General features: G+C 38.7%; 24 protein-coding genes. 20 read left to right on the top strand and 4 right to left on the bottom strand.

Features of this window, described 5'->3' with window-relative positions; genetic code table 11:
- Positions 1-274: 274 nt before the first annotated feature.
- Positions 275-775, bottom strand: coding sequence for a hypothetical protein (locus tag V7201_RS16210; RefSeq protein WP_335377793.1), 501 nt, complete (start codon positions 773-775; stop codon positions 275-277).
- 468 nt (positions 776-1,243) lie between these two features.
- Between V7201_RS16210 and V7201_RS16205 the strand changes: the two genes are divergently transcribed.
- The 6 genes from V7201_RS16205 (at position 1,244) to V7201_RS16180 (ending at position 6,059) form a co-directional block, all read left to right on the top strand.
- The gene (locus V7201_RS16205; RefSeq protein ID WP_335377792.1) at positions 1,244-1,795 is read left to right on the top strand and encodes a short-chain dehydrogenase; all 552 of its coding nucleotides are present in this window, start codon (positions 1,244-1,246) and stop codon (positions 1,793-1,795) included.
- Between the two features lie 82 nt (positions 1,796-1,877).
- On the top strand, positions 1,878-2,768 hold the full coding sequence (locus V7201_RS16200) for an aldo/keto reductase (RefSeq protein WP_335377791.1): 891 nt from the start codon (positions 1,878-1,880) through the stop codon (positions 2,766-2,768).
- Positions 2,769-2,902: 134 nt separating this feature from the next.
- The gene (locus tag V7201_RS16195) at positions 2,903-3,472 is read left to right on the top strand and encodes a glycerol-3-phosphate acyltransferase (RefSeq protein ID WP_335377790.1); all 570 of its coding nucleotides are present in this window, start codon (positions 2,903-2,905) and stop codon (positions 3,470-3,472) included.
- Positions 3,473-3,559: 87 nt separating this feature from the next.
- Positions 3,560-3,835, top strand: a complete 276-nt coding sequence (locus V7201_RS16190) for a phage holin (protein ID WP_335377789.1) — start codon at positions 3,560-3,562, stop codon at positions 3,833-3,835.
- A gap of 390 nt (positions 3,836-4,225) precedes the next feature.
- Positions 4,226-5,224 carry an NAD(P)H-dependent flavin oxidoreductase gene (locus V7201_RS16185; RefSeq protein WP_335377788.1) on the top strand — a complete coding sequence of 333 codons (999 nt, stop codon included), beginning with the start codon at positions 4,226-4,228 and terminating at the stop codon, positions 5,222-5,224.
- A gap of 265 nt (positions 5,225-5,489) precedes the next feature.
- Positions 5,490-6,059: an MEDS domain-containing protein gene (locus V7201_RS16180; protein WP_335377787.1), complete on the top strand. Its 570-nt coding sequence runs from the start codon at positions 5,490-5,492 to the stop codon at positions 6,057-6,059.
- Positions 6,060-6,119: 60 nt separating this feature from the next.
- Here the strand turns inward: V7201_RS16180 and V7201_RS16175 are convergent, their stop codons facing one another.
- Positions 6,120-7,094 (bottom strand): LacI family DNA-binding transcriptional regulator, encoded by a 975-nt coding sequence (locus V7201_RS16175; protein ID WP_335377786.1) that lies wholly within the window; start codon positions 7,092-7,094, stop codon positions 6,120-6,122.
- A 96-nt stretch (positions 7,095-7,190) separates the two neighbouring features.
- Here V7201_RS16175 and V7201_RS16170 point away from each other — a divergent pair, with 96 nt between their 5' ends.
- The 7 genes from V7201_RS16170 to V7201_RS16140 all read left to right on the top strand — a co-directional run bounded on the left by V7201_RS16170 (position 7,191) and on the right by V7201_RS16140 (position 11,552).
- Positions 7,191-7,328 carry a hypothetical protein gene (locus tag V7201_RS16170; protein ID WP_335377785.1) on the top strand — a complete coding sequence of 46 codons (138 nt, stop codon included), beginning with the start codon at positions 7,191-7,193 and terminating at the stop codon, positions 7,326-7,328.
- Between the two features lie 267 nt (positions 7,329-7,595).
- Entirely contained in the window at positions 7,596-8,039 is a 444-nt protein-coding gene (locus V7201_RS16165) for an aminotransferase yhxA (protein ID WP_335377784.1), read from the top strand.
- A gap of 15 nt (positions 8,040-8,054) precedes the next feature.
- Positions 8,055-8,453 carry a DUF350 domain-containing protein gene (locus tag V7201_RS16160; RefSeq protein ID WP_335377783.1) on the top strand — a complete coding sequence of 133 codons (399 nt, stop codon included), beginning with the start codon at positions 8,055-8,057 and terminating at the stop codon, positions 8,451-8,453.
- An 18-nt stretch (positions 8,454-8,471) separates the two neighbouring features.
- The gene (locus tag V7201_RS16155) at positions 8,472-8,936 is read left to right on the top strand and encodes an RNA helicase (protein ID WP_335377782.1); all 465 of its coding nucleotides are present in this window, start codon (positions 8,472-8,474) and stop codon (positions 8,934-8,936) included.
- Positions 8,937-8,947: 11 nt separating this feature from the next.
- Positions 8,948-10,183 carry a glutathionylspermidine synthase family protein gene (locus tag V7201_RS16150; RefSeq protein WP_335377781.1) on the top strand — a complete coding sequence of 412 codons (1,236 nt, stop codon included), beginning with the start codon at positions 8,948-8,950 and terminating at the stop codon, positions 10,181-10,183.
- A 12-nt stretch (positions 10,184-10,195) separates the two neighbouring features.
- A complete protein-coding gene (locus tag V7201_RS16145; protein ID WP_335377780.1) occupies positions 10,196-11,224 on the top strand; it encodes a potassium channel family protein in 1,029 nt (342 codons plus the stop codon).
- A 127-nt stretch (positions 11,225-11,351) separates the two neighbouring features.
- Positions 11,352-11,552, top strand: coding sequence for a cold-shock protein (locus tag V7201_RS16140; RefSeq protein WP_023614065.1), 201 nt, complete (start codon positions 11,352-11,354; stop codon positions 11,550-11,552).
- Positions 11,553-11,651: 99 nt separating this feature from the next.
- Here the strand turns inward: V7201_RS16140 and V7201_RS16135 are convergent, their stop codons facing one another.
- Positions 11,652-12,173, bottom strand: coding sequence for a MerR family transcriptional regulator (locus tag V7201_RS16135; protein ID WP_335377779.1), 522 nt, complete (start codon positions 12,171-12,173; stop codon positions 11,652-11,654).
- A gap of 325 nt (positions 12,174-12,498) precedes the next feature.
- On the opposite strand from V7201_RS16135, the gene V7201_RS16130 reads away from it, so the two are divergent.
- From V7201_RS16130 to V7201_RS16100, 7 genes are all read left to right on the top strand, one after another.
- On the top strand, positions 12,499-13,068 hold the full coding sequence (locus V7201_RS16130; protein ID WP_423410729.1) for a YdcF family protein: 570 nt from the start codon (positions 12,499-12,501) through the stop codon (positions 13,066-13,068).
- 63 nt (positions 13,069-13,131) lie between these two features.
- Positions 13,132-13,836, top strand: a complete 705-nt coding sequence (locus V7201_RS16125) for a hypothetical protein (protein ID WP_335377777.1) — start codon at positions 13,132-13,134, stop codon at positions 13,834-13,836.
- Position 13,837: 1 nt separating this feature from the next.
- Positions 13,838-14,581: a hypothetical protein gene (locus V7201_RS16120; protein ID WP_335377776.1), complete on the top strand. Its 744-nt coding sequence runs from the start codon at positions 13,838-13,840 to the stop codon at positions 14,579-14,581.
- A 150-nt stretch (positions 14,582-14,731) separates the two neighbouring features.
- Positions 14,732-14,959 carry a hypothetical protein gene (locus tag V7201_RS16115; RefSeq protein ID WP_335377775.1) on the top strand — a complete coding sequence of 76 codons (228 nt, stop codon included), beginning with the start codon at positions 14,732-14,734 and terminating at the stop codon, positions 14,957-14,959.
- 1 nt (position 14,960) lies between these two features.
- Positions 14,961-15,311 (top strand): VOC family protein, encoded by a 351-nt coding sequence (locus V7201_RS16110; protein ID WP_335377774.1) that lies wholly within the window; start codon positions 14,961-14,963, stop codon positions 15,309-15,311.
- Between the two features lie 70 nt (positions 15,312-15,381).
- Positions 15,382-16,299 carry a DUF1002 domain-containing protein gene (locus tag V7201_RS16105; RefSeq protein WP_335377773.1) on the top strand — a complete coding sequence of 306 codons (918 nt, stop codon included), beginning with the start codon at positions 15,382-15,384 and terminating at the stop codon, positions 16,297-16,299.
- Positions 16,300-16,461: 162 nt separating this feature from the next.
- Positions 16,462-16,959, top strand: a complete 498-nt coding sequence (locus tag V7201_RS16100; protein ID WP_335377772.1) for a GNAT family N-acetyltransferase — start codon at positions 16,462-16,464, stop codon at positions 16,957-16,959.
- 380 nt (positions 16,960-17,339) lie between these two features.
- Here the strand turns inward: V7201_RS16100 and V7201_RS16095 are convergent, their stop codons facing one another.
- Entirely contained in the window at positions 17,340-17,900 is a 561-nt protein-coding gene (locus V7201_RS16095) for a GNAT family N-acetyltransferase (RefSeq protein WP_335377771.1), read from the bottom strand.
- Positions 17,901-18,025 lie beyond the last annotated feature (125 nt).

The following is an 18,025-nucleotide window of genomic DNA, read 5'->3' as shown; positions in this document are numbered from 1 at the left end:
GGCGCTGAGCCTCCTCGTCGCTTTGCTCCTGCGGGGTCTCATCTGTCAAGCTGCGCCCGCAGGACACTGAATAGCTTCCTCGAATGGACCCACGCACGAAGAAAATGCGTTAGCATTTTCGAGGAGTCTACGCGCCTTCCACTCCAATCAACAGGTTTTCAATAACTGATTTGTAATCTGTATCTTTGTCGACAAGCTGGAATGAGCCTTTAATCTGGCTCCTTTTTTCTATACATGTAAATTTATATATCTAATATCTTTTCTTCATTCTTAATCAGCTGCCTGCATTGTTTCTCTGCCGCTTTTGAATGGCATTCACACCCATGACGACAGCAATCAGTTCCTCATTTGATAATATATCTGTATCGTTTTTCAGCTGATAGGCGGGGGAAGCAAAAAAGCCGCTAATTTTTTCAAAACTTGCGACGGAGATGTCACCCTCTAAAACCTCATATTCATTCGAAAAAGCCTCAGAGGTGATCGTAAAAACACCGCGGCCGTTTGCATCATATTCAAATTTCTTCGAAAAAAGGGAGAACTTAGAACCCAGAGAACCCAATTCGTTTTCCTGACTGTCGTATACCCTCCATTTAATACCCAACATCGGAAATTTCCCGCTAATTATCAATTTTCCTTTAGAATCCAGTACGTCTATTCCCGAACTGAACGCACTCCTTAAGTCGAGTTCACCGACAATTTCCTTCACTTCATTATAGATTTCCGTTCTGCCTGCAGAGAAAAAATTATCTTTAAAATAGAGTATATTCTTATCCATTTTACACCTGCCTCGTGAAATAAAAGCTTATTTAAATTACTAACAAGTACCTTTTCTTGTTTTAAAAAAGAATTGTATTAATGATATTATATAATAATTGAAGAAAATTTTGTTTTTTTAGGAAGAAAAAGTAAATAGAAATCCTATAGTGAATAAAGTGAGCTTAGGAGGAGATGAAGTCAATCACTGGGCATTAAAATGCATTTCATTTGCCTTATTAGCAGGGGATCATGTCTAGAAGGAACAGATTTGCCGCTTAAGTTACTACCGAATCAAAAAGAGGACTCCTAAGTGTAAAATCTATAGGATAGGCTTGTGATAGCATTCGCTATTACTTTGTTAGCATTATACTTTATAGTACTCACTGTTTAATATTATTAAAGTAATCTATATAAATAACAGTGTTTTTTTCACAATATACATTCTTAGTGAGCTTTTTTAGATTATTGAAGGGAGAGTTATATAAAAATGAAACATGCACTAGTGATTGGCGGAACTGGGATGCTTGCACCTGTCTCTTTATGGCTATTGGATCAAGGGTATAAGGTATCAGTAATTGGTCGGAATCCAAATCGTTTGCAAAGATTAGAAGAAAAATCGAGCCCTTCGGATTTTATACCGATAAGTGTAGATTATCGAAATATTTGGGAGCTAGAAAAAAGAGTTGCCATGAGCATAGAGAAAAATGGCATGTTCGATTTAATCGTGGCATGGGTGCGCACAGACGCAGAAAAGGCTCTCGAAACCACGATTCAATTAAACACAGTTCCAGGGCATACATGGGAATTAATACACATTCTAGGGAGTGGCAGGAATCTTTCTGAGACTAAAAAAAAGCTGCCCATTCCTGATGATTGTATTTATCGACAAGTGCAACTCGGATTTAAAATAGAAGGAAATCAGTCAAGATGGTTAACAAATGAGGAGATTTCTTCTGGTGTGATAGAGGGAATCCTTAACTGCGACTCAGTTAAAATAGTAGGTATGGTCGAGCCATCAGAAAAACGGCCATTATCGTGATAGCATCTTGTTAGGGATATTAGTTGGGATTTGTTATAATCTATTCAAACGAACAATGACATACATAATGGAGTGATACCCAATGAAAAAAGCGTATGAAAAACGTAAGATTCAAACCATGGATGAGGACGTAACATTCATTGGATTTGGAGCATTATCAATTGGAAGAGACTGGGGATTGGTGGATAAAGAGCGGCCGGATGAAAAAGAAGCTGGTATCGTTTTGAATTCTGTGCTCGATCTTGGCATCAACCTTGTCGATACAGCCAGTGCTTACCACCGGAGCGAGGAGCGGATTGGCAATTCGATTTCTAACAGGCGCACTGAATTTATTTTAGCTTCCAAATGCGGTGAACATAATGATGAACCTTCTACCTTCTATGATTTTTCTTATAAGGCAATCAAGGATTCTATTGATCGAAGTTTAACCTTGTTGAAAACGGATGTCATTGACTTAATGCAAATCCACTTTGGACCAGAACCTGAAAAAGTGATTGCTGATGGAGAGACGGTCAGAGCGATGAAGGATGCACAAAAAGAAGGGAAAATCCGCTATCTTGGAGCCTCGATTGATGGCGAACTCGCAAAGCAATGCATCTTATCTGGGGATTTTGATGTTATGCAGATGGAATATCACTTATTGAACCAGGAAAATGAAGCTAACATCAAGCTTTGTGAAGAAAAAGGACTTGGAGTCTTAATCCGGACTGGACTGGGAAGAGGGCTGCTGACATCCAGAGCATTACAGGCAGAGTTCAAACCTGCTAAGCTTGAGCAATTGCTTGAACTTGTAGATAATGATGGAGACCTTCTCTCAACGCTTGCATTAAATTTCCTGTATGAAAACAAAGGCATTAGCTCCATTTTAATCGGAACGAAAAACCTTGACCATTTTAGAAAGAATATTGAACTGCTTGAAAAGGATTTTGACAAAGAATTACTGGCTAAAGCAATCAAGATTGGAAAGAATTAATAAATTCCCGGCCTAAACCTCAGGCCGGGATTTTTTTGCTGACAGGAGGTCAAAAGAGTTCGTAATTAAAGGAATTAATTCATTCATTGGCGAATAAACCTTAAATAATTTAATTGGACAGGTTGTGCAGATGTATGTTGATAATATATTTTCTCCTTGCTTATTTGATTGGCAGCTTGATGGCAGGATTCTTTGTTGTAAAGGTCCTTGGCAAAAAAGATATCAGAGTGGAGGGAAGCGGAAATGTTGGTGCCAGGAATGCAGGACGTGTTCATGGCAAGATGTCTTTTGTGCTAACTTTCCTGGGAGATGCCTTAAAAGGAGCAGTTGTGATCCTTGCAGGCAGATACTTTGGTTTTACAGATGAAATGATCCTTGCAGGGTTAGGATTTGCTCTTTTAGGTCATATCAAGCCAATTACGCTAAAGTTTAAAGGCGGCATGGGAATTTCTACATTTATTGGCGGGATGCTTGCCTTTGAACCATTAATAGCAATCGTTCTTATTGCTGGATTTCTATTGTTGTATCCTTTAGTGAAAAGCTTTACTTTTGCAGGCTTAGGGGCGTTCATTCTTATTCCTATCACTTTATTTTTACTTGAAAGCAGCTGGGGCATTTTTCTCATGTCAGCAATAATAGTTTTAATAATATTGTACGTACATCTGGACGATATTAAAGTAAGAATAGATAACAAAACTAAATAATTTCCGATCAGAGGCAGTACATACGCTGACAACCATTCGACTTGTCTGCATATAGTGAAACAAACAGATATTTTAAGGATGGAAGGATTGGTTATTTTGATTAACTGGAGCGTAAGGCTGAGGAACAAAACCTGGGTAATCGCCTTTGTATCTCAAATTATGATTGTGACCCAAATGGTTTTAGAAGGAATGAAATTGCTGGGCTGGACTTCATATAGCTTATCGGACCAAGTTCAAAACAATGTATTGATGTTGGTAAATGGTATTTTCATCATTCTCTCATTGCTTGGAATTGTTCAAGACCCCACTACAAAAGGGTTAAAGGACAGCGAACGGGCAATGACTTATAAAAATCCGAATTAAATATATGCAAAATGTTTATCGCATACACATGTTGAGGTAAAAGGGAGAATAGGATAAATTATCCAATCCGAAAGGAGCCTGAATATGTGGAACTGGATTATACTCTTGGTCATTGTACTTGCTGCTTTTTTATTAATAGAAGAGTTGAGCCAATTTTTTTGGCGCAGATATTTAAGAAATCCAACAGAATCGAAGAGTTCAAGATTGTCAGATTTTATGTCAAGAGCTCAACAACTGAAGCAGAAATACAGTAAGGATTCTTCTCATTAAGTTGAAGGATTCTTTTTTAATATAATTTGCCTGGCATCATTATTGAAATTTAGGCTTGAATAAATTAAGATTAAGTTAGATATTCAGAAAATTTAGAAATGAATTTAGGGAGATGAATAAATGAAAAAAGCTATTCCGGAAAACTGGTGGAACCAACTAAAGCTACCTGCTATCGCTGCGCCGATGTTTCTTGTTTCAGGGCCACACCTTGTAAGCGCTTGCTGCAAAAATGGAGTGATTGGATCATTTCCAGCGCCTAATGCCCGGCCTATAGAAGTACTTGATGAATGGATGAGCAGACTGAATTCTGATTTGGAAGAGTTAAGGGAAAAGGAGCCTGACAGGAAGGTCGCTCCCTGGGCAATGAATATGGTCGTACATAGCTCTTATAGCCGGCTTGAAGATGAATTGGAATTGTTGAAAAAACATAAGCCGCAACTCGTCATAACATCTTTAGGCAGCCCCAAAAGAGTAGTGGAAATCGTGCACGAATATGGCGGGCTCGTATTTTCTGATGTCAGCGATGTAAAATTTGCAAGGAAGGCGGCAGAAACAGGAGTAGATGGTCTTATTTTAGTTGCGAGCGGGGCAGGCGGACATGCCGGTGAACTGAACAGCTTCGCATTTGTAGATTCTGTCCGGACATTCTGGGATGGGATCATAGTCTTGGCAGGTTCGATTTCAACCGGAAGAGGAATTTTAGCGGCTCAGGCTGCAGGCGCAGATCTCTCTTATATGGGAACAAGATTCATCGTTGCCACTGAAAGCATGGCAAATGAGGAGTACCGGAATATGCTAGTTGACTCCACCCAGGAAGATTTAATATTGACTGATGCCTTCTCCGGGGTAAAAGCAAATATGCTAAAGCCAAGTATTATAAAGGCGGGTCTGGATCCAGATAAGCTAGCGAAAAAAGACAAAGTTGATTTTGATGCGATGCAAAAGGAAACCAACGCAAAAGCATGGAAAGACATATGGTCAGCCGGACAGGGTGTAGGAGCCATTCATAAAATCGAGTCAGCTGGCGAAATTATTGAGCAATTGGAAATAGAATATAAGGAAGCCCTAAATAAATTAAACAACAATGCGAATAAATTGAATCCTATTCCAATAAAATAGAAGTGCTCTCATCGGATGCTTATGTGTCCGATGATTTTTTATTTTTGTTGATGCATAGAATTTGTTAAAGTGCAATTAAAGAAAAAAAGGAATAAATCATTAGGAGATTGTTTTAGGTCAGCGTATATATAACATCATTCTCTGTTATTCAAAATGGAAACAACATAAATCGATAAAAAAGAGTATCCATGATACAATGAAGATTAATATTTAATTTTCGAATTCATTGTTTGTTTTCCTTGGATTCAAAAGGAGACTGATAACAATGCAAAAAGATATTCAGGGCCTTATCAATGAAGTTAACTCGACCGGTGCACATATATTTTATTATTTTCAGAATCAGAATCGTTATGTTAATAATGTGATGGCATTTGTCACGTCTTCCCTACAGTTAGGGAATCATGTAATGATTATTGAAAATGATCGGTTCATGCCAATCATTCAGGAAAAAATCAACGAACAATTTAATGAAGAGCAAATAGGCATGATCCATACAATCAATAATTATGACTTTTATTGCTACCGCAGTAACTTTCATAAAGAAACGATTTTAAAATATCTAAAAGACATGATTGCACCCTACCTGGAAAAGAAACTGCCTATCAAGACCTGGGCACATGTTGAATGGAGAGATCAAGAAGAGATCTTCCACACTCTTGGGGAGTATGAGCAAGAGGCAGATCAAATGCTGCAGGAAACGGATTTCACAACCATCTGCGCTTATGATGCTAACCGAGTCCCACAGACCTTGAAAGATATCCTGATTGATTGCCATGACTATTATATGACGGATGATTCCATTAGCATAATAAACAGAAACAAAGCAATAACATAATGACGATCAAAATTAGTGTAGAGCATCTAATGCAGATGCTCTTTTTCTTATTTGAACACATTAAACTGACTTCCGTTCTATCAAATGGAACGGAAGCACTATTTTATCAGCGAAATTTAAATGGTTGGATTTTTCGATAAATGCATTGAAAGCAGCAATGCCCAGCTGCTTCGCAGGAATTTCAATTGTTGTGATATTCAGGATTTTCGATACTGGATGGTTATCAAAACTCAATACCGCAATGTCGTCTGGAACTTTGAGGCCAATCTTATTTGCTTCTGAGATTACACCTGCAGCAACCTGATCATTCCCAACGAGGAAAGCAGTTGGTTTTTCATCCCACTCATTATACTTCGCAATCACTTTATTTCCATCTTCTATCCGCAAACACTGACCCAGAATCCAATCACTGCGAAGCATCTCGCCTAATTGCTTAAGTTTATTTTTATACGCAGCTATTCGTTTCTGACTGTTTGTTCCTTCTAATCTGCCGAGACATATGGCCACTTTCCGATGCCCTTTTGAAATCAGATAATCCAAGCCAAGATTAAAGGCTTTTACATGCTCGATCGACACGGAAGGGAAGTCCTGCTGGTCAGCATCTTCACATAGAATGATTGGCCCACTATCTTTATAGTGTAATAAGGAATCAAACGGAATGGCCCGTGAGCAAAATATGATGCCATCAATCAGTCCGCCACGCAATTGTTCTAATGCGTCCAACTCTTTATCACGTTTATAATCCGTTTGAAAAAGCACCAGCTGGACGTTATGCTTCTTAGCTTCCACGGCAATCCCTTCAAGAAGCCCGGAGAAATAAGGATGGTTAATCGTAGGCATCACGATGCCGACCATATTTGTTTTCCCTTGAGATAAGTGTACAGCATTCAAGTTGCGGCTATAACCCAATTTATCAATTGTTCTCAAGACAACTTCTCTCTTTACTGGACTTACATACGGATGGTTATTAAGCACCCTGGAGACCGTCGTAACGGATACTCCCGCAAGTCGCGCTATTTCTCGGATATTAGCCATTTCCAAAAACCTCACTCAATTTATATAAATTTCTTGACCTGAAACGCGTTCCACAGATTAAAGTTGCTCTTAAGTAATGAAAAGGAGTGATTTACCATGCTTTCAGGTTTAACAATGCTTGCCAGTTTATGTTTATTAGAGATTATTTTAGCAAAAATCGCCTTAGGAAATGGCAAAAATGAAAAATTTAGTTTCGATGAATTTTATGATTTACCACCAGCAAATAAAAGATAATGACCCAGTAGAAGAACGCTGCTATTTTTCTGGCAGCGTTTTTTCAATTGAAACCATCGCAAAAAAAATTAACCCAGGATCATCTAACCCGAAATTTTAGAGAGTAATCTCGGTAGCATGTTTCTCTTCCAAATAAAATCAAGAAGAGGAAAAGTTTAAAAGGAGAAGAATATTATGAAAGGGGGCAAGTTACGTAATTCAATATATTTGAAACTTTTTCCTGCAGCTTCCGTAAATACTAAAGTCAAATTGAAAGAGGTGAAAAAAATGAGCAAAACGAAGAAGGTAATGGCTGGGATATCGGCAACCGCACTTATGATGGGACTTGTAGGCTGCAATAACAATCAGCAAACCGCCCCAGACCGGGAATGGGAGCCGGATGAATCAGCATCTGATGATCAAGACTGGAGCACGGATGACAGCCAGGATATACCGCCTGTACCAGAGGGAACTAATTGTTCTGACTGGGAGTGGGATGAAGAAGATGGTGTATGGGAATGTGATGATTCCAGATCACCGTATTTTGGACATTATTTTTTTGGCGGAATGTTCTTTGCAAACCGTTCCTTGCTATATAAAAGCAATGATTACATGAAATATAAAAAAAGTTCAACCTTTAAAGGCGCAAGACTTGACAGCAATTATAAAAACACTTCGCCAAGGGGAAGCTCTGGATTCGGAAGCGGATCAAGAAGCACGACTGGCGGTTAAAAGGAGAGGCTTAACATGAATCTTTATTTAAATTTTGCAGCCTATTTAGGCTTAGGATTGCTTTTATTATCAGCCGGTGTAGGCTTGTTCGTGCTTGCCACTCCAAAAATCAAGGAATTTGCGTTAATCGGCCAGAGAAATGTTACTGCAGCTTTGTCACTCGGCGGGAAAATGCTAGGACTTGCAATAGTATTAGGCGCAGCAGCGGAGTATTCTATTTCACTGTTGGATATGGCAATTTGGGGCTCGATTGGAATTTTCACTCAAATCATTGTCTTCTTTGTTGCTGAATTAGTGACTGTTCGTTACAGTCTTCAAAAAGCGATTGAGGAAGATAACCGTTCAGTAGGTGTCATCTTGTTCTCATTATCATTGGCAGTTGGCTGGATTGTCGCAAAAAGCCTCTCATATTAGAAAGAAGGTTCAATTACAATGAAAAAGCTTACCTATTTTATCCATAACGGGAAAGGTGATTATGAGCCATTTTATGAATATTCCCTATCAAATGTAGGAATTGATGAGTTATATTCCCGCCAGCTTTGTACTTATTTTATTATAAAAGGCAGCCAGTATGAGCTCATTTCCAATGAAATGGATGGGGATGAAGACATTCTTGTGCTTGAGGATCGTGGGAGGAATAACCCTGTCATAGATGAGAAAGCGTACCGCGGGCAGGGAATTCATGTGGAATTCCGGCTATCTAAAGAAAGTGAAAATTACAAGCTGCTGACGGCAGTAGCTTGTAAAACGCACCTAGACGTAATCAGGTATCTCCTCAAAGATGTTACAGATGTTCCTGGATATGGCCAAAAGGCCGTTACCTCTACAGAAATCGATGAGGACCGCGGAGTATATGTGCTTTATGTAAAAGACCTTGACGATAACAGCATGGAATAGGAGGGCATTCCATGGAAAGCTATAAAAAGGAACGCAGCAATTTTTATAAACAAATAAATAATTTCTGGGCTGATTTATACGGAGAAGAATATGCTCTTTTTGATATATCAGTCATTGACGAGCCTGATCTTCGAGAGATCAGGCTTTGTACACTTAGGGTAGGCAAGATTTATTTCAAAGCCGCAGAGCTGTTAAGAAATGTGGATGTTCAAACTTTTATTGATTTAGGTTTTCCAAGGGAAACCTTTGATTTCATCAGGCTTAAAACCATTCCATTTGAAAGCGTAATCGCCAGGCTCGATCTGGTCAAGAACGGTGATTCATACAAATGCATAGAAATTAATTCAGATACTCCTACCTTCATAAAGGAATTATTTTATGTAAATGGTCTTGCTGCAAAAAAGTTTAAGCTAGAAGATCCCAATGAGGGTATGGCCGAACAATTAGGTAAAGCTGTTCGAAAAAGTGTCGCGGAATCAGCAAAATGGCTTAAAGAGGAGGAACCTTATGTGGTTTTCACAGCACATGAGGAAAATATAGAAGATAAAAACACTGTATTATATCTTATGGAGCTGTATAGTCTTCCTGCAAAATTCATTCCTTTACATAAGTTAAGAATTGTACCTGGCAGAGGGCTTTATGATGAAAATGGAAGGAAAATAAATATTCTTTATCGCCAAACCTTCCCAATCGAAAGCTTGATTGTAGACGAGGACGGCTCAGGTAATAAAATTGGCCAATGGCTGCTTCAGCTTGTTCTCGAAAATAAGCTAGCAATCATCAATCCACCGTCAGCTTTTCTCCTCCAAAACAAAGCAGTCCAAGCAGTGATTTGGGGACTCCATGAAATCAGCGATGATTTTTTCACTGAGGAAGAACATAGCTGGATTCAAAAGTATTTTCTGCCAACTTACTTAGAGCCTGATCCTTTCATTGGTAAAAAAGTACCTTATGTAAAAAAACCGATTTTCGGCAGGGAAGGAGATACAGTCCAAATTTTCGGTCCCTCTGGCAATCTGCTAGCTGAAGAAGATCATAAGACTTATACAGATGTACCATCTATTTTCCAAAGGTTTGTAGAACTGCCTCAAACCTGTTATCTAAGCGAAAAAGGAAAACGAAATGGACATCAGCTTATTGGCAGCTTCTTAATAAGTGGCAAGCCATCTGCAATCGGTTTTCGTGTCGGCGGAGAAATAACCAATAATCTATCCTTTTATTTGCCAGCAGGGCTGTCCAGAGAGTAAGGGGGAGCACAGATGTGGATATTGCAAAAGTTTTTTTCTAAATTAATGAAAATCAGCCTTTGGAAAATTGTCTTGATGGCACTTATGGTTATTTTTTTAAGCAGTCTGATCATCAAGACACTAGAACCTGAAACCTTTCCAAGGTTCATGGATGCCTTATGGTGGACAATGACTACCGTTGTCACCGTGGGTTATGGGGATTTTTCACCTAGCAGTGATTTAGGCAGGATTTTTACAATGCTGCTTCTTTATACAATTGGCATAGGAGCAATGGGCGTCATTATCGGAAAAATTTTCGAAAGTTTAACCTTATATAAAAAAATGAAGGAGGAAGGAAAATTGGCTTATAAAGGGAATGGGCATTATATTCTCATTGGGTCCTCACGGGATAAGTTGTCAAATGTCGTCGATGAAATACTTAATTCTAACAAAAAGTGTGATATTGTAATCGTTGACCATAGTAATGAGTCACCTGTACAGCACGAACGTGTCCATTTTGTAAGCGGAAATCCCGCTGAGGAAGAGGTATTGATGCAGGCTAATATCCTTGAATCGAAATCCGTTGCAGTTTTTACAGACGATCGAATTGATTTGCCTGAATACGCAGATGGAAAGACACTATTGATTGCTTCAAGAGTTGAACATATTTCTAAGCATTATCATAAAAATTTATATACAATTGCTGAAATTATGAAAGAAAAACATATCGCTTTATTCGAGCATGCAAACGTTGATGAATTCATCTTATCTAATGAATCCGTTTCTAAACTGATGGCACATGCTGCGATTTTCCCTGGATCAAGCAGGCTTTTCAAACAATTACTCAGCAACACAGAGGGAGAAAATTTATACGAAATCGTTAAAAAACCTCATTGGAATACGTATAAGGAAGCTGCTATGGAACTCTTTGATTTAGGAGCCACACTCATTTCAGATGGCCACGCTCTCGATGTAGCAAGGAAGCATAACGAACATATTCCGGATGGGACAAAAATGTTTGTTATTTGTAATGAAGAGACGTATAACAAAATTAACATGTAGGCCATTATTCTTATTTTAATGAAAATGTAAAAAATATCCCTTTTTAAGTTTAAAAAACATTCATAAGGATATAATAATCACGCAAGGTTAAATTGCAATTTTTTTAAAAGGCTAGGAGGCAACAATTGTGGAACGTGGTAAGGTAAAATGGTTTAACAGTGAAAAAGGCTTTGGATTCATTGAGCGTGAAGGCGGCGAGGATGTATTCGTACACTTCTCAGCTATCCAGGGCGAAGGCTACAAATCTTTAGATGAAGGTCAAGAAGTTACTTTTGAAGTTGAACAAGGTCAGCGTGGCCCACAAGCGACAAACGTACAGAAAGCCTAACTAAGGATACTTAAAACAGACTCACAATGCGGAGTCTGTTTTTTTTGATGTCAAAATTCTTTATCAAGAAAAAAAGAACACATCGTGGATGTGTCCCAACTATAGTCCAAAAAAGGAACTAATAAAACTCCGCTTTTTTAATTTTCTAAATGAGGATACTGGAGAAAATAACGCCTTATTTTCTTCCTTGGCTGGTTCTTCTCGATGTGCTGCTGTCTGCTGCAAATATCCGATTATCTCGTTCAATCTGGCGATCTCAGTGTGCATATCTTCAAGTTCCCGTCTATGCTGCAGTATCTGATAGGAAACCACATCATCCGCTTTACCGTTTAACTTGTTTTCAAGGTAATCCATCCTCTGCAAAAGCATTTCAACTCCAGCATCAGTTTGAGGTAGAGCTACTGTCGCTTTTCGCGGCTTTTTTCCTTTCAACTTTAAATCCTGCAACAATACCCCATTGTTCAGCTGCTCCTGAATATCCTTAAGTACCTCTATGCTTACCTCTGAAAATTGATAATGCCCTAATTCAGTCCGTTCCATCTGAAGGTTCGCCTGCTTTACCCACCGCTGAATGGTACTCGGTGAAACTCCAAGCATCTTTGCTACTGCGCTAGTATTCATCCTGATCCCTCCTTGTTATTAAAAGGTTTCGATGCTGATTTCTTTTATCCTGTACAGGTGACAAAACTAGTTTTTATTCGGCAAAGAAAGTGTATTTATAACAGGATTTTCCCGTCAGCTGTCTGGAAACAAATTTAATAAATGCATGAAATGATAAATAGCGATAAGGGGATGATTTATCGAATCCTGTACATTCGCAAGCAAGTTTATGGATCATATTGATTTCATCGAAAAATTTTATATGAAAATTGCGAAACTTTTTCTGGTAAACGATGGTAATATTGTTATAAAGAAGGTAAAGGGTGAGATAAATATGAAATTCCGGATGTTAATAAGCAAGCCAGTAATCATTACAGTTATTTTCGGACTTATATATGTTGGATTTTTGCATATTAAGATCATTCATCATGGAAAAATGGAGGCGCCTCAAAATGCAGATTATATTATTGTGCTTGGTGCCCGTGTGAAGGGGACGGTTCCCTCATTGGCACTTCAGGAAAGGATTGACAGTGCCGCTGAGTATTTAAAAGAGAATAAAAACACCATTGCCATTGCATCTGGCGGCAAAGGGCGTGGGGAAGAAATTTCTGAGGCTGAAGCTATAAAAAAAGAATTAGTTGCTCACGGTATCGATGAATCCAGAATCATATTAGAGGACCAGTCGACCGACACATACGAAAATATCGGCTTTTCAAAAAAACTCATCCCTGAAGGTGCGAAGTCAGGATTGTTAGTGACAAATGATTTCCACATTTTCAGGGCTAAAATGATTGCTGCAAATGAAGGTCTTGATTTAAGCGGCCTTCCTGCCAAAACTCCAATACAGGCAGTAGTAAAATCTTATATTCGTGAATACCTTGCCTTAACAAAGTATTATCTCAAGACCTTATTATAGAAAACACAACGCTATACTGCCCTATGCAAGTGTGAATCGATTTCAACTAAATGAGGTGAATAGATGAATGCTATAGCCATCATCATGAATGTTGTAACTTGGCTTGCCCTTTTCATCATGATTGGGAGAGTTTATAAAAAGCAGGAAATGAAACCAAAAATATGGAAAGTGCTCATTGTTGTTTTGGTAGGTTTATTCTCTGTTTCTATTAATATCCCAGTTATGGAACAGCAGGTGAAATTAGCTATCCTGCCGCTTGGTGCCTGGATCTTATATTGGATTTACTCAAGAAGGAACGAGGGCATGAGCTGGAGAAGATACCGTCAATATGCCTGGATTGGATTTATTGTGAATTACTTTTTTCTCATAATGAGTTTGTTGATTATTTTTATCCATGGCTGGATTTATCCGAAAGACGAAATATCCACCTATATTTCCGATTTACAAGATTCATCGATCACTAAGACACACCCTTCCGGCCAAAATGTTAGTCTTGATCAGGAAGCACTGTTTTCACAGTTAAAAGAAGCAACCAGGAAACCTGTCTATAGTGAGAAATGGTATTATGAAACCTATGTCAATGTAGAACATGAAACCAAAATAGACGAACGATTCCCGTATCAGCTTGCAGGTGTCACACCTAAACTGGGAAGCGGAATCATTTCGACTATATTTTTAGAACAGAATGGTAAGGGAATTTTAATTTCCCATGGACAAGAACAATTCTATTTCCGTTTGGCTGCCCCCATATTAAAGGAGGCGAAGTAGTATGTATCAAAAGAAGAAGCTTATTCTCCTTTCATTTGTTGTGGTTTTTTTGGCGGCCTGTTTCGGTTACTGGTTTTACCTCTCACCACCTGGAAATTTTCCTAACAAGCAAAAGGCGATCGATGCAATGATGGATAGCTTTCCAGAAGCGGACATAAAAGAGTTACAGGACGTTATCTTTCTTGACCAAAAACATGTTTATGCCCCTTTTATCACGAATGATGAGGGATATGGATCGAGTTTTTGGCAATGGAAGCAGCATGAATGGAAATTTGTAAGTATCGATACCGGTTCCACTCCGAGAATTTGGACGATAGACCCAGAGAATCCTGCATTGAATTATATTATTTGGAATTTTCATCCCGACAATCAATTGAAAAGCCTGACATTCTACTTAATGAAAGAAAGAGGTTATTCTGTTACAGATGGAAAACAAAACTACCAGCCGGCAGTGGAAATGAACTTCAAAAAGAATCTAGAAGATAAACCATCCTATGGAAGTATTAAGATACCGAAGGAATGGCAGGATTATATCTTAGCAGAACGCCTTCTTATGGAAAGTCAGAGTACAAAAACACTTTTTTCAGACTGGTTCCAGACGCCTCAATATTATTTCGGGTGGCGATCGATGACTAAGAATGGTTCTGAGGATTATCCGCCGTATCCTAAAAATAATAACGGGTTTGGCACGGGGGATTACTTTATAGAATTTATGAGATATGTAGATAAGGAAGAGTTATATTGAAATAAAAGAGATAGAGAAAATATTTTAGCAGCCATTTTAAAAGGATCGAGCAGATACAGGCTCCATTCTCGGGGCCTTCTTATTTTAGCTGAAACCTTTATGCGTTAAAATTCGTATTATTCATTGAAAAGTAAAAGAAGGTGGGGCATCATGGATAATTGGCTATTTGTTTTTATCGCGAACATATTAGGCGGAATCATTGTATTTTATTCACTTAGTTTCCTTTTCTCAGGTATGAATATTGACTCAGCATTTTTTATCGGTATTTTTCTTTTTATCCAGCTGAGTTTTATTACTACTCTGCTATTCAATTTAATGCATAAGGTCAATAAACTTGAAAAATATCAATCGGAACATGAAAATAAGAAGGGGGCATAGCATGAAACCGATCTTAAATGAAGTAGGAACCATTTTCATCCCAGTCAGCGACATTGAAAAGGCAAGAGATTGGTATTGTGATATTCTTGGTTTTCCGAATGATGGAGAGATATTATTTGGCCATCTATATGTTCTGCCAATGAAGGGTACAGGCATAGTATTAGACAGCAAGATTTACTCAGAACAAACTATTTTTCGTACTCCTGCATTTCATTTAAACGCAGCTGACATTCAGGAGGCATATGAATATTTAAGTGCCAAACAAGTCGATTTGGCTACTGCTGTTGAGCATGAACATTGGTTTAATTTCAGAGATCCTGATGGCAATCACATTATGGTTTGCAAATGCTAAATTCTTTTCCTAACCAAAGTGTATGTTATTAAGCAAAGATCTAGATTTCATAATAAAAGGAGATTCATAAATGTTATTAAAACGACTGATAAAACTAACTGCCATTGTTAGCTTATTTACACTTGCACTGGGGTTTGCCATTCCCGCCTTCGCTTCCAGCGATAATGATGAAGATAGCATTAACGAAAAATTTGGCCTTCCGATCGTTGTATATGGTGAAGCTTTATCAGAAAAGCAAAAAGCGGAAGTACGTGAATTACTCGGTGTGAAAGATCCAACAAAGGTTAAAGAAATTACAGTCACCGGTAAGGACCTTGTAACTTATATAAAAGGTGATGAACATTCCAATATGTATTCTTCTGCAAAAATCACAAGGAAAGATACAGGCGAAGGTCTGATCATCAACCAGGTAACACCAGAATACATTACGGAAGTTACCGATGAAATGTATGCGAACGCATTATTGACAGCGGGTATCCAGGATGCAGTAGTGGATGTTGCTTCACCAGTTAAGGTTAGTGGACATTCAGCATTAGTAGGCATTTACAAAGCATATGACGAAGGAGAAGGCACAGCATTAAATAAGGATCGTACTGAGGTCGCGAATGAAGAGTTAAACCTTGCAACAGATTTGGCAAAAAAGGAAGGTCTTGATCAGGATAAAGTCAGTGAACTCCTGACTGAGATCAAAAAAGAAATCGCTGCTCAAAACCCGGCAACCAAAGAAGAAATCGAGAAAATCATCGATGAAAAATTAAAGACGCTGCAAATACAGCTCAGTCCAGAAGACAGGCAGCTGCTTGTGGACCTGTTCAACAAGATGCGTGACCTGAACATCAATTTTGATAACGTCCAGTCCCAGTTAGAGGATTTATCAAACGATATTCAAAAGAGGATCGAGGAAGCAGTTGGAGATAAAGGCTTCCTGCAATCCGTATCTAATTTCTTTAAGGAGTTATTTGAAAGCATTAAAAATATTTTTTCTTAAGCCAATTTCATAATCTTCGATGCTAATGAAAAAACTGCCTATTTCTCTCTCAAATAAAAACAGGGGACTCATCCTCTGTTTTTTATTTTTCTATTTTCAGCATTCATTTATAATGCAATAATGAGAACATTAACATAATTTGAAAAAGGGAGTTTTAAATCAATGAATATTCGACAAGCGGAGGAAAAGGATGCTGAGAATTTCGCCAAACTCATTCGGGATGTAGAAAATACATCTGAATATATGCTTTACGGACCAGGAGAGAGAGCCTTTAATCCCGAAAGCAAGAAAAAAATGATCACAGCTTTTCAAGCTGAGAAAAATTCTGCTATATTTGTCGCAGAAAAAGGGGAAGAACTTCAGGGCTTTTTAATTGCCAAGGGAGGGAGTGCAAAACGGAACCTGCACACAGCATATCTCGTGATTGGGATCCTTGAAAAACATAGAGGCACCGGAATTGGCACGAGTCTTTTTGAAGAACTATTTAACTGGGCGAAAGAACAGAACCTTCACAGGCTGGAACTTACGGTTATGAGCCATAACGAAGCCGGAAAGAGATTATATACGAAAATGGGTTTCGAAGTAGAAGGTACAAAGAGGCACTCCCTCTTAGTAAATGGAAAATATTTTGATGAGAATTATATGTCAAAGCTTATATAGACACACAGAAAACCAGCACAGGAGGAACCATGCTGGTTTTCTTATAAGATAAGAAAGTATAAATTTCACTTCGAGAAATGTCCAGCTCCAGCGCCTAGCCCCTCGAGTCGCTTGTCTAGCTGCGGCTCCTAACTCCTCGAGACGCTTCGGTCCTGCCAATGAAGTCAAAGAACGACTTCACTGTCAGGCCCTCCAGCGCTTGTCGGAGTTAACCAGTCGCCTCCGCTTTTCGGTTTCGGTCCGCTCAGGTGAAGTCCAAGAACAACTTCAACGGTCGGCCCTTCGACAGACACGATGTCTTAGTGCTGACGTTGCCACAGGACGTGGCGGGTTTAGTCGGCCAGCGCTTGTCGGGGCTGACCAAGGCGCTTTCGCTTTTCTTAAGATTGATGCGCTTCCCATTCTTCTCGTAGAAGTCCCATTTTAACCGAATCATAATATTTTCCATTATAAAGTCGACATTTTCTGATACGAGCTTCTTCTACCATCCCAAGTTTTTTTCCAACGGTTATCATTCTTGCATTTCCCGACCAGGTCGTAAAACCGACCCTCGGAATAGGGAATGTAGTAAACAAGTGCTCAATCCAAACGCGCAAAGCATCTGTTCCATACCCGCCATTCCAATACTCTGGAAGATAGATGACAATACCGATTTCGAGCCACTGTGAGGTTTCATGCTCCCAATAATACGTAACCATGCCGATGATATCGTCATCGACTTTAATCAGATATTTTCGATCATACCCTTGATGGATTAGATTTGTCATCTGCTCTTTAAATTTATTAAGTTCAATTCTTTTTAGAGGGTAGTATGGAGCATCCCATTTCTTCCATTCTGGATGTTCATCCTTGTGGATAAGTCCCCACCATTCTTCCAAATCCTCTTCAGTAAGCTTGCACAAATAAACTAATTCACCAGGCAAAACGTCCGGGCTTTGCATTTCCAGGACCTCCTTAAAGGTTTTGAGCCTAGAATCTTATGCATAATTAATTCTCTTTAACTCTATTATTTCCTGCATGCAGTCAAAAATACCCGTAAACTTAAACATACAAAAAAAGACGCTTA

The sequence above is a fragment of the Bacillus sp. JJ1122 genome (assembly GCF_036964885.1).
Lineage (GTDB): Bacteria > Bacillota > Bacilli > Bacillales > Cytobacillaceae > Mesobacillus.
This window is presented reverse-complemented; position numbering and strand designations above follow the sequence as displayed.

Excerpts from the sequence above, each read along its gene's own strand:
- V7201_RS16150 (WP_335377781.1), top strand. The coding sequence starts at position 8,948 with ATGGAAAGCTATAAAAAGGAACGCAGCAATTTTTATAAACAAATAAAT.
- V7201_RS16100 (WP_335377772.1), top strand. The coding sequence starts at position 16,462 with ATGAATATTCGACAAGCGGAGGAAAAGGATGCTGAGAATTTCGCCAAA.
- V7201_RS16135 (WP_335377779.1), bottom strand. The coding sequence starts at position 12,173 with ATGAATACTAGCGCAGTAGCAAAGATGCTTGGAGTTTCACCGAGTACC.
- V7201_RS16155 (WP_335377782.1), top strand. The coding sequence starts at position 8,472 with ATGAAAAAGCTTACCTATTTTATCCATAACGGGAAAGGTGATTATGAG.
- V7201_RS16195 (WP_335377790.1), top strand. The coding sequence starts at position 2,903 with ATGTTGATAATATATTTTCTCCTTGCTTATTTGATTGGCAGCTTGATG.
- V7201_RS16120 (WP_335377776.1), top strand. The coding sequence starts at position 13,838 with ATGTATCAAAAGAAGAAGCTTATTCTCCTTTCATTTGTTGTGGTTTTT.
- V7201_RS16130 (WP_423410729.1), top strand. The coding sequence starts at position 12,499 with ATGTTAATAAGCAAGCCAGTAATCATTACAGTTATTTTCGGACTTATA.
- V7201_RS16170 (WP_335377785.1), top strand. The coding sequence starts at position 7,191 with ATGCTTTCAGGTTTAACAATGCTTGCCAGTTTATGTTTATTAGAGATT.
- V7201_RS16110 (WP_335377774.1), top strand. The coding sequence starts at position 14,961 with ATGAAACCGATCTTAAATGAAGTAGGAACCATTTTCATCCCAGTCAGC.
- V7201_RS16210 (WP_335377793.1), bottom strand. The coding sequence starts at position 775 with ATGGATAAGAATATACTCTATTTTAAAGATAATTTTTTCTCTGCAGGC.
- V7201_RS16105 (WP_335377773.1), top strand. The coding sequence starts at position 15,382 with ATGTTATTAAAACGACTGATAAAACTAACTGCCATTGTTAGCTTATTT.
- V7201_RS16200 (WP_335377791.1), top strand. The coding sequence starts at position 1,878 with ATGAAAAAAGCGTATGAAAAACGTAAGATTCAAACCATGGATGAGGAC.
- V7201_RS16165 (WP_335377784.1), top strand. The coding sequence starts at position 7,596 with ATGAGCAAAACGAAGAAGGTAATGGCTGGGATATCGGCAACCGCACTT.
- V7201_RS16175 (WP_335377786.1), bottom strand. The coding sequence starts at position 7,094 with ATGGCTAATATCCGAGAAATAGCGCGACTTGCGGGAGTATCCGTTACG.
- V7201_RS16205 (WP_335377792.1), top strand. The coding sequence starts at position 1,244 with ATGAAACATGCACTAGTGATTGGCGGAACTGGGATGCTTGCACCTGTC.
- V7201_RS16095 (WP_335377771.1), bottom strand. The coding sequence starts at position 17,900 with ATGCAAAGCCCGGACGTTTTGCCTGGTGAATTAGTTTATTTGTGCAAG.
- V7201_RS16160 (WP_335377783.1), top strand. The coding sequence starts at position 8,055 with ATGAATCTTTATTTAAATTTTGCAGCCTATTTAGGCTTAGGATTGCTT.
- V7201_RS16180 (WP_335377787.1), top strand. The coding sequence starts at position 5,490 with ATGCAAAAAGATATTCAGGGCCTTATCAATGAAGTTAACTCGACCGGT.
- V7201_RS16125 (WP_335377777.1), top strand. The coding sequence starts at position 13,132 with ATGAATGCTATAGCCATCATCATGAATGTTGTAACTTGGCTTGCCCTT.
- V7201_RS16115 (WP_335377775.1), top strand. The coding sequence starts at position 14,732 with ATGGATAATTGGCTATTTGTTTTTATCGCGAACATATTAGGCGGAATC.
- V7201_RS16185 (WP_335377788.1), top strand. The coding sequence starts at position 4,226 with ATGAAAAAAGCTATTCCGGAAAACTGGTGGAACCAACTAAAGCTACCT.
- V7201_RS16145 (WP_335377780.1), top strand. The coding sequence starts at position 10,196 with ATGTGGATATTGCAAAAGTTTTTTTCTAAATTAATGAAAATCAGCCTT.